A 12,920-nucleotide genomic window follows, 5' to 3' on the forward strand; every position below is an offset into this window, starting at 1 on the left:
CGAAGGCGCTCCTTCAGCGGCGACCAGCCGCCTGGTCGGCGGCATGCAGCGCGCCTTCGGCGCAGAGTCGTTGCGCTGGGTTCCCTTCCCCTTCGTTCGCTCCGCTCACTCCGGCCGGGAATGACACCCGTTTGCGCCGGAGCCTCACTCGTACTTCACCGCCACCGTCTTCAGGTTGGCGAAGCCGTACAGCGCCTCGAAGCCCTTCTCGCGGCCGTGGCCGGACTTGCCGACGCCGCCGAAGGGCAGCTCGACGCCCCCGCCCGCGCCGTAATTGTTGACGAAGACCTGCCCCGCGCGCAGGCGCTTCGCCATGCGCAGCTGGCGCCCGCCGTCGCGGGTCCACACGCCGGCGACGAGGCCGTAATCGGTGCCGTTGGCGATGGCGATCGCCTCGTCCTCGCCCTCGAACGGGATGAGCGAGAGCACCGGCCCGAAGATCTCGTCGCGAGCGAGCTCCGCCTCGGGATCCACCGGCCCGAACAGAGCGGGCGCGACGAAGAAGCCGCCTTTGGGCGCGTCGTCCAGGATGCGGCCGCGGGCGAGCACCGTCGCCCCGCCGGCCTCCGCGCGCTCGATGAAGCCCGCGACGCGGTCCCGCTGGCGGGCGTTGACGATCGGCCCGACGTCGGGATCGTCGAGGGCCGGGCCCACCGTGAGCGCCGAGAAGCGCTCGACGAGCGCCGAGACCACCTCCTCGTAGATCGGCTTCTCGATGAGGATGCGCGAGCCGGCCGAGCAGGTCTGGCCCGCGTTCTGGACGGAGGCGCGCACCAGGAAGGGCAGGGCGGCGTCGAGGTCGGCGTCGGCGAAGACGAGCTGGGGCGACTTGCCGCCGAGCTCGAGGGTGACGGGCACGACGTTGCGCGCCGCCATCTCCTGCACCTTCTGCCCGACGAGCACGGAGCCCGTGAACGAGACGTGCGCGACCCCCGGATGCGAGGCGAGCGGCGCGCCGGCCTCCTCGCCGTAGCCGGTGACGACGTTGAAGGCCCCCTCCGGCAGCCCCGCCTCGAGGGCGAGCTTGCCGAGCATCAGCGCGGTGAGCGAGGCGTCCTCCCCCGGCTTCACGACGCAGGCGTTGCCCATGGCGAGCGCGGCGCCCACCGAGCGCCCGATGATCTGCATCGGGTAGTTCCACGGAACGATGTGGCCGGTGACGCCGTGGGGCTCGTACCAGGTCATCACCTGGTAGCCGGCCTGGTAGGGGATCGTGTCGCCGTGCACCTTGTCGGCCGCGCCGCCGTAGAACTCGAAATAGCGCGCGCAGGCGAGCGCGTCGGCCTTGGCTTGGGCGTGCGGCTTGCCGACGTCGCGGGCCTCCAGGATGGCGAGGTCGGTGGCGCGCTCGAGAACGATCTGGGCGAACCGCGAGAGGATGCGGCCGCGCTCCGTGGCGGTCATCTTCCCCCACGGACCGTCGAGCGCCTTGCGCGCGGCCTTCACCGCCGCGTCGATGTCGGCCGCGCGGCCGCGGGCGAGCTCGGCGAAGGGCTCTCCGGTGGAGGGGTCGAGGACGGGGATGCGCTCGCCCGCGGCGGCGTCGTGGAACGAGCCGCCGATCAGGAGCTTCGGCGCGGGAACGGTCATGATGCGCGCTCTCAGTAAGCGAGGTTGCGGAAGAACAGCGTCAGATCCGGCACGTAGGTGATGATCATCAGGCAGGCGACGATCACCAGCACGAAGGGTACGAGATGCCGGACGATCCGCTCCAGGGGTACTTGCGCCACCTGGCATGCGGCGAAGAGGTTCACCCCGAAGGGCGGCGTGATCATGCCGAGCGCGAGGTTCACCACCATGATCAGCCCGAAATGCACCGGGTCGACGCCATAGGAGATCGCCACCGGCGCGAGGATCGGCGCGAGCACGATGATCGCCGCCGAGGTCTCGATGAACATGCCCACCAGGAACAGGAAGACGTTGACGGCGAGCAGGAACATCGCCGGATCGGAGACCACGGTGGTGATCCACGACGAGATCGCCGCCGGAACGCCGGCGCGGGTGATCAGGAACGAGAACAGCCCCGCCGCCGCGATGACGAACATGATGATGGTGGACGCGATCACCGAGCGGCGCAGCACGCCGACGAGGTCGCGCCAGGAGATGGCGCGGTAGACCAGCGTGCCGACGATCAGCGCGTAGACGACCGCGACGACGGAGGCCTCTGTCGGCGTGAACACGCCCTGGTAGATGCCGCCGATGATGATCACCGGCATGAACAGCGCCCACGCCGCCTCCTTCGTGGCGGCGAGGAGCGGCAGGCGCCCCACATGGTCCTCCTTGCCCCAGCCGTTGATCCGGCAATAGACCAGGACGAAGGCGATCAGCGCAGCCCCGATCAGGAGGCCCGGCCCGATGCCGCCGACGAAGAGCTCGCCGATCGAGACCTCCGCCGCGACGCCGTAGAGGATGAGCGGGATCGAGGGCGGGATGATCACGCCGAGCTCGGCCGAGGTCGCCTGCAGGCTCGCGCCGAAGCTCCTCGGGTAGCCGTGCTTGATCATCGCCGGGATGATGATCGCGCCGATGGCGAAGGTGGTCGCGACCGAGGAGCCCGACACCGAGGCGAAGATCATGCAGGTGAGCACGCACGAGGCCGCGAGCCCGCCCTGCACGCCGCCGACCAGCGCCTTGGCGAACTCGACGAGCCGCCGCGAGATGCCGCCCGCCTCCATCAGGTTCCCCGCCAGGATGAAGAAGGGGATCGCCATCAGCGGGAAGGAATCGATCGTCGTCATCAGCCGCTGGGCGACGACGACGAGGGGGAGCGGCGTGAAGAAGGCGATGCCGCCGATCGAGGCGGCGAGGATCGCGATGGCGATGGGGACGCCGAGCGCGATGAAGAAGACCATCCCGGCCAGCATGAAGGTCGACATGGCGCTTCAGATCTCCTGGCGCTTCAGCTGCGCGACCGCCTCGGCTTCCGAGACGGGCTCGCCTTTGCTGGCGCGGGTCACGTCCTCGGCGAAGCGGGCCAGCACGGCGACGATCGAGAGCGCCGCGCCGACGGGGATGGCGGTGTAGACGAGCGCGATCGAGATGCCGCCCCCGGTGAACGGGTTGTCGACGCCCGCCAGCGTCTGGAAGCGCACGCGGGTGGCCATGTCCCAGCCCCACCAGAACATCACGGCGAGCACGCCGAGGTTCAGGCCTGCGATGGCGCAGATCACGACGATCTTGAGGCGCCGCGGCGCGAGCCGCTGGAGCATGTCCACCGACATCAGCGATCCCGTCCGGAAGGCCGCGACGAGGCCGAGATAGACCATCCAGATCTGAAGGCTGCGCGAGGTCACCTCCGACCAGGTCGAGGGCTGCTCGAACACGAAGCGCGTCGTCACCTGGTAGAAGGACACGCTCGCCATGGCGACGAGGAGCAGCATCGCCAGCGTCAGCGTGACGTGAAAGACGGTGCGGTCGACGAGCTTGAGGGCGGTGAGCATGGCGATCCGATCTGCCTGTCATCCCGGGCGCCGACGGCGACCCGGGACCCAGAACCTCCGACGACCGTCTTGCAGCGTACACGCCGCATCGCACGACCGTCGACTCGCAGCCGCGGAGCTGTGCGCGCGGCATGCGCGCGCAAGCAAACCTCGGCGGGAATGGGTCCCGGACTTGCTTCGCAATCCGGGATGACAGAGGTGGCGCTCGGTCCTTTCAGGGAACCGAGGTCCGGCGGAGGGAGCCCCTCTCCCGTTCGGGAGAGGGGCGATCGATCACATCCCGGTGTTGCGGATGGCGTCGATCTTCTCCTGGCCGAAGCGCTCGGCGAACTCCGCGAAGGCCGGGGCGAGGGCCGCCTCGAAGGCCGCGCGGTCGACGTCCTCGACCACCTGCATGCCCTGCTCCTGAAGCGTCGCGACGCCGTTCTCGGCGTCCTCGCGCACCTTGAGGCGCATGGCCGCCGCGCCGGCCTGGGCGGCCTGCTCGAACCAGCCCTTCTCCTCGTCGGAGAGGCCTTCCCACACCATCGGCGACATGATGATCAGCGCCGGCGAGTAGACATGCTGGGTCAGGGTCAGGTGGTCCTGCACCTGGGCGAAGTTCGCCGACAGGATCACGCCGATCGGGTTCTCCTGGCCGTCGACGGTGCCCTGCTGGAGCGCGGTGAACAGCTCGGGGAACGCCATCGGGGTCGGCAGCACGCCGAGCTCCTGGAAGGCGCGCATGTGCACCTGGTTCTCCATGGTGCGCACCTTGAGGCCCTGCGTGTCCTCCGGCGTGCGGATCGGGCGCACGTTGTTGGTCAGGTTGCGGAAGCCGTTCTCGCCCCAGGCGAGCGCGACCAGGCCGTGGTTCGGGAACTGATCGAGGATCTCCTGGCCGATCGGCCCGTCGAGCACGGCATGGGCGTGCTCGTAGTCGCGGAACAGGAAGGGGATGTCGGTGATCAGCGTGTCCGGCACGAAGTTGCCGACCGGGCCCGTCGAGGTGATGACGAGATCCACCGTGCCGATCTGCGCGCCCTCGACCATCTCGCGCTCGCCGCCCAGCGCGTTCGCCGGGAACTGGGCGATGGTGAACTGCCCGCCGGAGAGCCGCTCGAGCTCCTCGGCCATGGCGGTCGCGCCGACGCCGTAATGCGAGGTGGGCGCGAGCGAGTAGCCGAGCTTGAGCTCCTGCTGCGCCTGCGCGCCGCCGACGCCGAGCGCCACGAGCGCCGCGCCGGCGAGCGCGGCCTTGAGGGTCTGATGCATCATCTGCCTTGGTCCTCCCAGAGGTCTTGCTTCGTTGAACCGAGCCGGACGGTCTGCGCCGCCCGGATGATCTCGCCACGCGTCAGGGCAGCGCCTCGAGCGCGCGGGCGAAGAAGTCGTCGTCGCCGAAATTGCCGGATTTCAGCGCGAGCGCCAGCGCCCCGGCCGGGGCGCCGAGCGCGAGGGTCGCCGGCACGCCGGGCGCGATCTCGCGGCCGATGCGCAGGGCCTTGACCTGGAGCGCGTCGACGACGGCGCCCGACGTCTCGCCGCCGGCGACGACGAGCCGACGCAGGCCGTAGGCGACGAGATGCTCGGCGATGCGCGCGAGGAGCCCCTCGAGCGCCGCGCCCGCCTGCGCCGCGCCGTAGCGCGCCTGAACGGCGGCGACGGCGTCCGGATCGGCGCTCGTCGCGATGGCGACGGGGCCCGCCGGCAGCTTCTCGCGCGCGAAGGCGAGGGCGTCGGCGAGGGCGCCCTCCGGATCCGCCACCGCAGCGGCGGCGTCGATGCGCTGGACCGGCATGATCTTTTCCGCCGCCGCCAGCTGCGCCCGGGTCGCGGCCGCGCAGCTTCCGGCGAGCACGACGGCCGGTCCGCCGACGGCCGGCAGCGGCGCCGGCGCGCTCTCGCTCGCGAGGCCGGCGGCGATCAGCGCCCGGGCGAGTCCGTGGCCGAGGCCGGAGGCCCCGGTCGAGACCGGCTGGCGCAAGGCGGCCTGGCCGAGAGGGATCAGGTCCTCGTCCGCCACCGCGTCGACGATCGCCGCGCCCGCGCCCTCGGCCGCGAGCGCGTCCAGCCGCGCCGCGATCGCGTCCGCGCCGGCGCGCACCGTGGCGAGCGGCACGAGGCCGACCGGCGCCGCGCTCTGCCGGGCGAGGACGCGCACGAGATCGGCGTCGCGCATGGGGTTCAGCGGGTGGTCCTTGAGCGGGCTCTCGGACAGGAGCCGGTCGCCGACGAAGAGGTGACCCTGGTAGACCGTGCGGCCCGTGCCCGGAAAGGCCGGCGTCACCGCCGCGACGCCGGCGCTCGATTCGGCGCGGAGCGCGTCGGTCACCGGCCCGATGTTTCCGGCGTCCGTGGAATCGAAGGTGGAGCAGATCTTGTAGAGCACGTGCCGGGCGCCGGCCGCCTTCAGGGCGGCGTAGGCGTCCTTCGCGCGCGCCACCGCGTCGGCGGCCGGAATCGAGCGGATCTTGAGCGCGACCACGACGGCGTCCGTCGCCGGCAGCGCCAAGGCGGGGTCGGGCGCGCCGATCGTCTGCACGACGGAGAGGCCGGCCCGCGCCAGCGTGTTCGCGAGATCGGTCGCGCCGGTATAGTCGTCGGCGATGCAGCCGAGCGCGACGGCTCGCGCCGCCGCGCCGATCTGGTCCGTCGTGCTCATGCTTCTCCCCGGTGCGCGGACGCGCCCTTCGATGCGCGCCGCAGGTTAGCGGGACGGGAAGCGGGCGGCAACGGGGCAAAAGTCGAGCCTTTCGGCCCAGACGGATGCGAAATTCCGCCCGAATCGCGGGTTTTGTCGCTACTGACGCGCGTACGCCGCGATCATCGGCCCGAGCGGCAGCCAGCCGTCGGCCCGCTCGAGATGCGGCGCGTAGAGGCTCGGCACGAAGCCGCCGTCGAAGAAGAGCGCGTCGTCCGCGCCGAGCCCGTCCCGGAACAGCCGGGCGAACTTGTGGAAGGTCACCGGCTCGTCGGCGATGGCGAAATAGACTTCGCCGCCAGGCCCGACGCCCACGCCGTTGCGGCGCTTGAGCGAATCGGAATCCGCGAGGAAGCGCGGATGCAGCGCGCCCTGGATGACCAGCATCGGTCCGGACTGCGTCGCGAGCTCCGCATCGGGCCGCGCGGCGAGATAGGCCTCGGTCGTCATCACGCCGGCCCGACCCTCGGCGACGAAGAACACCCCGTTCGGCATCATGTGGAAATTGCCGGGCCCCTCGTTGGTGTTCGCCTCGTTCAGCGTGACGCCGTCCTCGACGTGAAGGCCGATCGGGTCGAGCTCGGCGTCGAACATGCCGGCGTTCATGGCGAAGACGAGGGGCGCGCCGTCGATTTCCCGCGGCAGGTTCTCGAAACGGCCGTAGGGCAGCCCGTCCCCGTTCTCCGCGAACAGCGCGAGCCGGTGCGCGTCGAGATCGATCTCGCACACGGTGAAGCGCGTGCCCTCGAAGGTGCGCGGCCCGCACGGCGCCAGCGCCGTCTGCGCCGCGGCGGGCGAGGGGGCCGCGAGGATGACGAGGGTCAGCGCGAGGAGCGCCGGGGAGACGAGCCGACGTGGGGGGAAAGCGATCATGCCTCCATTGTATGCCGACCGCGCCGGATGGCTACCGGTCACCGCACCAATTCCCGCATGGCTCCGTCGAGCCCCTCCAGCGTCAGCGGGAACATCCGCCCCTCGATGAGCTTCGACACGAGCCCGATGGAGTGCGTGTAGCCCCAATGCGCCTGCGGGATCGGGTTCAGCCACACGGCCTTGCCGAAATGGCCGAGAATGCGCTCGAGCCAGACCTGCCCCGGCTCCTCGTTCCAGTGCTCCACGGAGCCGCCGGGTATCAGGATCTCGTAGGGGCTCATCGAGGCGTCGCCGACGAACACCGCGCGGTAGTCCGGGCCGAAGGTGCGGATCACGTCGAGCGTCGGGATCGTCTCCGCGTGGCGGCGGCGGTTGTCCTTCCACAGGCCCTCGTAGGGGCAATTGTGGAAGTAGAAATGCTCGAAATGCTTGAACTCCGCCCGCGCCGCAGAGAACAGCTCCTCGGCGCGCTCGACGTGCCAGTCCATCGAGCCGCCCACGTCGAGGAAGAGCAGCACCTTCACGGCGTTGCGCCGCTCGGGGCGCATCTTCACGTCGAGGAAGCCCTGCTTCGCCGTCTCGCGGATCGTGCCGTCGAGATCGAGCTCGTCGGCGGCGCCGGTGCGCGCGAAACGGCGCAGACGGCGCAGCGCGACCCGCATGTTGCGCGTCCCGAGCTCGACCGTGTCGTCGAAGTCCTTGAACTCGCGCTTGTCCCAGACCTTCACCGCCCGAAAGTTCCGGTTGCCGTCCTGCCCGAGGCGGATGCCTTCGGGGTTGTAGCCGTAGGCGCCGTAGGGCGAGGTGCCCGCGGTGCCGATCCACTTGTTCCCGCCCTGGTGGCGGCCCTTCTGCTCGGCGAGGCGCTGCTTCAGCTCCTCCATCAGCCGGTCCCAGCCCTTGGCCTCGATCTCGGCCTTCTCCTCGGGCGTGAGGTAGCGCTCGGCGATCTTGCGCAGCCATTCCTCGGGGATCTCGGCGGCCTCGAGCGCCTCGCCCATGGTGCCGAGCCCCTTGAACACGCGCGAGAACACCCGGTCGAACTTGTCGAGGTTGCGCTCGTCCTTCACCAGCGTGGCGCGGGCGAGATAGTAGAAGTCCTCCACCCGCTTCTCGGCGAGGTCGCGCTCGAGCGCGCCGAGCAGCGTGAGATATTCCCGCAGCGACACGGGCACCTTGGCGGCGCGCAATTCGGCGAAGAAGGTCGTGAGCATGCCCGCACCTTGCGGCGGGCGCGGGCGGGGCGCAAGGGGCCGATCGCGCAGGCCTCAGCGATAGCGGCCGTGCTTCTGGAGAACCTCGATCTTGTAGCCGTCCGGGTCCTCCACGAAGAAGAAGCGCGCCATCAGGGCGCCGTCGCGCTCGAACGCGACGATCTTGCGCGGCGAAAGGCCGAGCGCCTCGAAGCGGGCGTGCTCGGCGTCGAGATCGTCCACCGCGAAGGCGACGTGGCCGTAGCCGTCGCCGAGCTGGTAGGGCTCGGTGCGGCCGTGATTGACGGTCAGCTCGACCTCGAAGTCGGCCTCCGCATTGCGCAGGTAGATCAGCGTGAAGTCGTCGAAGGGGAAGCGGTCCGCCACCTCGAGCCCGAAGGCCCGGGTGTAGAAGTCGACAGAGCGCGCCTCGTCGAGCACGCGGATCATGGTGTGGATCGCCTTCGCCATAGGGTTCGCTCCGTTTCGGTGTCGAGAATCGGCGGCAGGCTAGGGCGATCGGCCGCGAGCGTCCATGCGAACCGACATCGCGCCCCGCGCGTTCCAGCATCCACGCGCAACCGGCTCGGGAGGCATTCGCGCAGCATGGAAGAGGACGTCGCGCTCGCCGTGGTCGTTCTGGTGGCCGGCGGGGTGGCGGCGCAATGGATCGCCTTCCGCTTCGCGCTGCCGGCGATCGTCATCCTGTTCGCGGCCGGGCTCGCGGTCGGGCCGGGCATCGGACTGATCGATCCGAGCGAGGCGCTCGGCGAGAACCTGCACGCCTTCATCGGCCTCGCGGTGGCGCTGATCGTCTTCGAGGGCGGGCTCGCGCTCAATTTCAAGGAGCTGCGCGCGGCCGGCGAGGGCGTGGTGCGCCTGACCGTCGTGGCGCTGCCGCTGAACTGGCTCCTCGGCGCGCTCGCCGCCGCCTATATCGGCGGCTTCGACTGGGGCACGGCGATCCTGTTCGGCGCCATCATGGTCGTCACCGGGCCCACCGTGATCCTGCCGTTGCTGCGCCAGGCCCGGCTCGAGCGCCGCTCGGCCTCCTTCCTCAAATGGGAGGCGATCCTCAACGATCCCGTCGGCGCGATCCTCGCCGCCGCGGTGCTCGAGCTGCTGATCCTGCTGCGCGTCGGCGACGACGAGGCGCTGGTCGAGGTCGGCCTGCGCTTCGGCCTCGGGCTGACGCTCGCCGTCGCGCTCGGGGTCGGCGCGGCCTTCCTGGTGCGCCGCCTCTTCGTCGCCGACCTCACGCCCGAGATCCTCAAGACGCCGATGCTGCTCGCGCTGGCGCTGAGCGTCTACGCGCTCGCCAACCTCGCGATCAGCGAGGCGGGGCTCGTCGCCGCCACCGTCTTCGGCATCACGCTCGCCAACATCGAGGTCCCCGGCCTCTCCGAGCTCAAGCGCTTCAAGGAGGGCCTCGTCGTCCTCATCGTCTCGACGCTGTTCATCGTGCTGGTCGCCGATCTCGACCCGGCGATCTTCGCCGCCCTGTCCTGGCCCATCGCGGCGCTGACGCTCGCCATGCTCCTGCTGGTGCGCCCCCTCGCCATCGCGCTCGCCACCATCGGCAGCGATCTCGACTGGCGCGAGCGGGTCCTCACCGGCGCGATCGCCCCGCGCGGCATCGTCGCCGCCGCGGTCGCCGGCCTCGCCGGGCATCGGCTCGCCGAGGGCGGGGAGGGCTCGGCGGCGCTCATCGAGCCGGTCGTCTTCGCTGTGATCGCGACCACCGTCGTCATCCACGGCTTCGCCCTGCGCCCGCTCGCGCGGACGCTCGGCCTCTCCGCGGGCGAGGAGCCGGCGGTCGCCATCATCGGCGCCTCGCCCTGGGCGGTGGACCTCTCGCAGGCGTTGAAGCAGACGGGCGTCAAGGTCGTGCTCATCGACACCTATGCGAGCGCGACCCGCCGCGCGCGGGCGGCCGGCGTCGCGGCGATCCAGACGCAGATTCTCTCGGAGGAGGCCGAGGAGCGGCTCTCCGAGAGCCCGCTCGACTACGCCCTCGTCGCCACGAAGGACGACGTCTACAACGCCCTCGTCTGTGCCCGGCTCGGTCCCGAGCTCGGCCGCGAGCGCGTGTTCCAGCTTCCCGCCGCCGGCGATCTCGACCTCGAGGAGGAGCTCGACCGGGACTGGCGCGGCAAGCTGTTCGGGCGCATGCCGTTCGCGGAGTACGAGCGCCGCCACGCCGAGGGCTGGCGCTTCGCGCCGGTCCCCGCCGACGAGGCGCTCGCCGACCATGAGGACGGGGCGGGGCTCGTCTTCCTGCGCGAGGGCCGCGTCGTCTTCGAGAGCCGGGAGGAAATCGACCATTCGGGGCTCGAGCGCGGCACGGCGATCGCGCTGCTCCCGGCCGACCAGGTCCGCGCCCGCGGCGTGCGGAACGCCGACGAGAAGAGCTAGAGCATCATCCCACCAAGTGGAATCCGGTTGGTGGACGAGATGATGCTCCTCTAGACGCTCCAGTCGATCCCGCCGAGCCCGTGGCCTTCCAGCCAGGCGTTCGCCTTGGCGAAATGGCCGCAGCCGAGGAAGTCCCGGTGGCGGTTGAGCGGCGAGGGGTGTCCGGCCTCGAGCACGAGGTGCTTGTCGCGGTCGACGAGGCTCGCCCGGGCGCGCGCCTTCTCGCCCCAGAGCAGGAAGACCACGTGCGGGCGCGTTGCCGAGACCGCGGCCACCGCGTCGTCGACGAGCCGCGCCCAGCCGAGCTTGAGATGCGCGCCGGCTTTTCCCGCCTCGGCGGTCAGCGCGGTGTTGAGGAGGAGCACGCCCTGGCGCGCCCAGCCCGAGAGATCGCCGCGCCCCGGCGCGACCCGCGCGCCGTTCTGGGCGCACTCGGCGAGGATGGTCTTGAGCGACGGGGGAAGGCGGCGCGCCCCGACATAGGAGAAGGCGAGCCCGTGGGCGTCCCCAACGGTGGGGTAGGGGTCCTGTCCGAGCACGACGACCCGCACCCGCTCGAGCGGGGTCAGCGTCAGCGCCGCGAAGACCTGCTCCGGCGGCGGCACGAGGCGCGCGCCCTCGGCGAGCCGCGCGTCGACGGCCTGCGCCACGCGCTCCGCCCCGCCGTCGCGGAAGAAGGGCAGGGTGGTCCAGCCCGAATTGTGGGCTGCGCTTTCATGGCGCCCGCGGAAGTCCGCGAGCGCCCCTGTCATCGGTCCCGTCATCGGGCGGGCGTCACTGCCGGACGACGATCCGGTCGCCGATCACGTCGGTGCCGATGCCGCCGTTCGCCACGATGTAGTCGATCACCTGGCTCGCCATCAGCTGGGCGGCCGCGGCGTCGACCAGCGTCTCGCCGTTGCCGAGCATGCCGTAGCCGTCGCCGCCGCGCAGCAGGAAATCGTTCGTGGCGACGCGGTAGGTCGCGAGCGGATCGAGCGGCGCGTCGCCGACCGTGGCGGCGACGACGCGCGCGCCCGCCGGCTGCGTGATGTCGAGCACGACCGTCATCCCCGAGATCTGCGGGAAGGCGCCGGAGGCCTCCGGCAGGCGGGAATAGCCGTACTCGAGCGCTGCGAGCAGGTCGGCGCCCGAGAGCGTCACGAGGACGGTTCCGTTGCCGAAGGGCAGCTCGGAGAACACGTCGCGGCGGGTGAGCGTCGTGCCGGCGTCGTAGGTCCGGTCGGCGCGGATGCCCCCGCCGTTGGTCAGCGCGACGTCGGCGCCGGTGGCGGTGCGCATGGCGTCGGTGATCACGTTGCCGATCGTGGTCTCCATCGAGCGCACGCTGGCGCGGCGGGAATCGAGCGGCACCTGCGTCGCGCCGATCTCGACGTCCAGCGCCTCGGACAGCTCGGCCTCGTAGCCGGCGACGAGGCCGGCGATCTCGGCGTTCGGCTCGACGGTCGCCGTGTCGACGATCTCGAAGCGCGGGCGCCAGGAGACGTCGCGCTCGTCACCATCCACCTCGACGGTGACGTCGAGATGCGTGACGACGACGTAATCGGCCTGGGAGGAGCTCTCCACCATCGCCGTGCGCCCGTTGTAGACGACGCGCAGGTCGTGATCGTGGCCCGTGAGGACGACGTCCGCGACGCGCCCGTCGTACATCGCGAAGTCGACGTCGCGTCCGGAATGCGCCACCGCGACGACGATGTCGGCGCCGGCATCGCGCAGGGCGGCGGCCTGCGCGGCGGCCGTCCCGAGCTCGTCGGCGAACAGGAGATCGCCCGGGCTCGAGACCTGGACGGTCGTGGCGGTGACGAGGCCGAGGAAGCCGACCGTGACGCCCTCGACCTCGACGAGACGCGTGTCCTCGTGGCCCGGCAGCGGCTGGCCGTCGGCCCCGCGCAGGTTGGCGGCGAGGATCGGGAAGGTCGCCTCGGCGGCGCGCTCGAGATAGACCTCTGGCCCGAAGTCGAACTCGTGGTTCCCGGGCACGAAGACCGCAGGCTCCAGCTCGTTGAACAGCGCGATCATGTGCGCGCCGGCGTCGAAGCCGCAGAGCAGGCAGGGCGAGATCGTGTCGCCGGCATGGATCAGGAAGGTGTTGGGGTTCTCCGCCCGCTCGCCTTCGAGCACCGCCGCGAGCCGGGCGACGCCGCCGCGGCCGTCGCGGCTCTCGCCCATGCGGTCGATGTCGTTGACCGAGACGAAGCTGATCGTGACGTTGGTCTCTTCCTGGGCCGTCGCGGCGCCGAACGTGGCGAGGACCGCGGCGCCGGCGAGGAGGCCGCGCATGGTAGCTTTGAACATGTCGGATTGCCCCTGTGAAAG

General features: G+C 71.0%; 11 protein-coding genes. 1 reads left to right on the forward strand and 10 read right to left on the reverse strand.

The genetic code is table 11. The features are described from left to right. Positions 1 to 144: 144 nt before the first annotated feature. The 8 genes from ABL310_RS10250 to ABL310_RS10285 form a co-directional block, all read right to left on the reverse strand. Positions 145 to 1,590 (reverse strand): aldehyde dehydrogenase family protein, encoded by a 1,446-nt coding sequence (locus ABL310_RS10250; RefSeq protein ID WP_349371575.1) that lies wholly within the window; start codon positions 1,588 to 1,590, stop codon positions 145 to 147. 11 nt (positions 1,591 to 1,601) lie between these two features. Then, the gene (locus ABL310_RS10255) at positions 1,602 to 2,876 is read right to left on the reverse strand and encodes a TRAP transporter large permease (RefSeq protein ID WP_349371576.1); all 1,275 of its coding nucleotides are present in this window, start codon (positions 2,874 to 2,876) and stop codon (positions 1,602 to 1,604) included. A 6-nt stretch (positions 2,877 to 2,882) separates the two neighbouring features. Then, positions 2,883 to 3,440, reverse strand: coding sequence for a TRAP transporter small permease (locus ABL310_RS10260; protein WP_349371577.1), 558 nt, complete (start codon positions 3,438 to 3,440; stop codon positions 2,883 to 2,885). Between the two features lie 273 nt (positions 3,441 to 3,713). Continuing rightward, positions 3,714 to 4,697, reverse strand: coding sequence for a TRAP transporter substrate-binding protein (locus tag ABL310_RS10265; protein WP_349371578.1), 984 nt, complete (start codon positions 4,695 to 4,697; stop codon positions 3,714 to 3,716). Between the two features lie 79 nt (positions 4,698 to 4,776). Further along, positions 4,777 to 6,084, reverse strand: a complete 1,308-nt coding sequence (otnK, locus tag ABL310_RS10270) for a 3-oxo-tetronate kinase (RefSeq protein WP_349371579.1) — start codon at positions 6,082 to 6,084, stop codon at positions 4,777 to 4,779. 138 nt (positions 6,085 to 6,222) lie between these two features. Next, a complete protein-coding gene (locus ABL310_RS10275) occupies positions 6,223 to 6,996 on the reverse strand; it encodes a phosphodiester glycosidase family protein (RefSeq protein WP_349371580.1) in 774 nt (257 codons plus the stop codon). Positions 6,997 to 7,034: 38 nt separating this feature from the next. Continuing rightward, positions 7,035 to 8,210 (reverse strand): VWA domain-containing protein, encoded by a 1,176-nt coding sequence (locus tag ABL310_RS10280; protein WP_349371581.1) that lies wholly within the window; start codon positions 8,208 to 8,210, stop codon positions 7,035 to 7,037. Between the two features lie 54 nt (positions 8,211 to 8,264). Next, positions 8,265 to 8,660 (reverse strand): VOC family protein, encoded by a 396-nt coding sequence (locus ABL310_RS10285; RefSeq protein ID WP_349371582.1) that lies wholly within the window; start codon positions 8,658 to 8,660, stop codon positions 8,265 to 8,267. A gap of 135 nt (positions 8,661 to 8,795) precedes the next feature. On the opposite strand from ABL310_RS10285, the gene ABL310_RS10290 reads away from it, so the two are divergent. Further along, positions 8,796 to 10,604 (forward strand): sodium:proton antiporter, encoded by a 1,809-nt coding sequence (locus ABL310_RS10290; RefSeq protein ID WP_349371583.1) that lies wholly within the window; start codon positions 8,796 to 8,798, stop codon positions 10,602 to 10,604. A 50-nt stretch (positions 10,605 to 10,654) separates the two neighbouring features. On the opposite strand, the gene ung is transcribed toward ABL310_RS10290, so the two are convergent. After that, complete coding sequence (gene ung, locus ABL310_RS10295; protein ID WP_349371584.1) at positions 10,655 to 11,368, reverse strand: uracil-DNA glycosylase; 714 nt, start codon at positions 11,366 to 11,368, stop codon at positions 10,655 to 10,657. A gap of 10 nt (positions 11,369 to 11,378) precedes the next feature. After that, positions 11,379 to 12,899: a bifunctional UDP-sugar hydrolase/5'-nucleotidase gene (locus ABL310_RS10300; protein ID WP_349371585.1), complete on the reverse strand. Its 1,521-nt coding sequence runs from the start codon at positions 12,897 to 12,899 to the stop codon at positions 11,379 to 11,381. Positions 12,900 to 12,920: the final 21 nt, after the last annotated feature.

Origin of the sequence: Salinarimonas sp., assembly GCF_040111675.1 — a bacterium.
GTDB lineage: Bacteria > Pseudomonadota > Alphaproteobacteria > Rhizobiales > Beijerinckiaceae > Salinarimonas.

Excerpts from the sequence above, each read along its gene's own strand:
- ABL310_RS10250 (WP_349371575.1), bottom strand. The coding sequence starts at position 1,590 with ATGACCGTTCCCGCGCCGAAGCTCCTGATCGGCGGCTCGTTCCACGAC.
- ABL310_RS10255 (WP_349371576.1), bottom strand. The coding sequence starts at position 2,876 with ATGTCGACCTTCATGCTGGCCGGGATGGTCTTCTTCATCGCGCTCGGC.
- ABL310_RS10260 (WP_349371577.1), bottom strand. The coding sequence starts at position 3,440 with ATGCTCACCGCCCTCAAGCTCGTCGACCGCACCGTCTTTCACGTCACG.
- ABL310_RS10265 (WP_349371578.1), bottom strand. The coding sequence starts at position 4,697 with ATGATGCATCAGACCCTCAAGGCCGCGCTCGCCGGCGCGGCGCTCGTG.
- otnK (WP_349371579.1), bottom strand. The coding sequence starts at position 6,084 with ATGAGCACGACGGACCAGATCGGCGCGGCGGCGCGAGCCGTCGCGCTC.
- ABL310_RS10275 (WP_349371580.1), bottom strand. The coding sequence starts at position 6,996 with ATGATCGCTTTCCCCCCACGTCGGCTCGTCTCCCCGGCGCTCCTCGCG.
- ABL310_RS10280 (WP_349371581.1), bottom strand. The coding sequence starts at position 8,210 with ATGCTCACGACCTTCTTCGCCGAATTGCGCGCCGCCAAGGTGCCCGTG.
- ABL310_RS10285 (WP_349371582.1), bottom strand. The coding sequence starts at position 8,660 with ATGGCGAAGGCGATCCACACCATGATCCGCGTGCTCGACGAGGCGCGC.
- ABL310_RS10290 (WP_349371583.1), top strand. The coding sequence starts at position 8,796 with ATGGAAGAGGACGTCGCGCTCGCCGTGGTCGTTCTGGTGGCCGGCGGG.
- ung (WP_349371584.1), bottom strand. The coding sequence starts at position 11,368 with ATGACGGGACCGATGACAGGGGCGCTCGCGGACTTCCGCGGGCGCCAT.
- ABL310_RS10300 (WP_349371585.1), bottom strand. The coding sequence starts at position 12,899 with ATGTTCAAAGCTACCATGCGCGGCCTCCTCGCCGGCGCCGCGGTCCTC.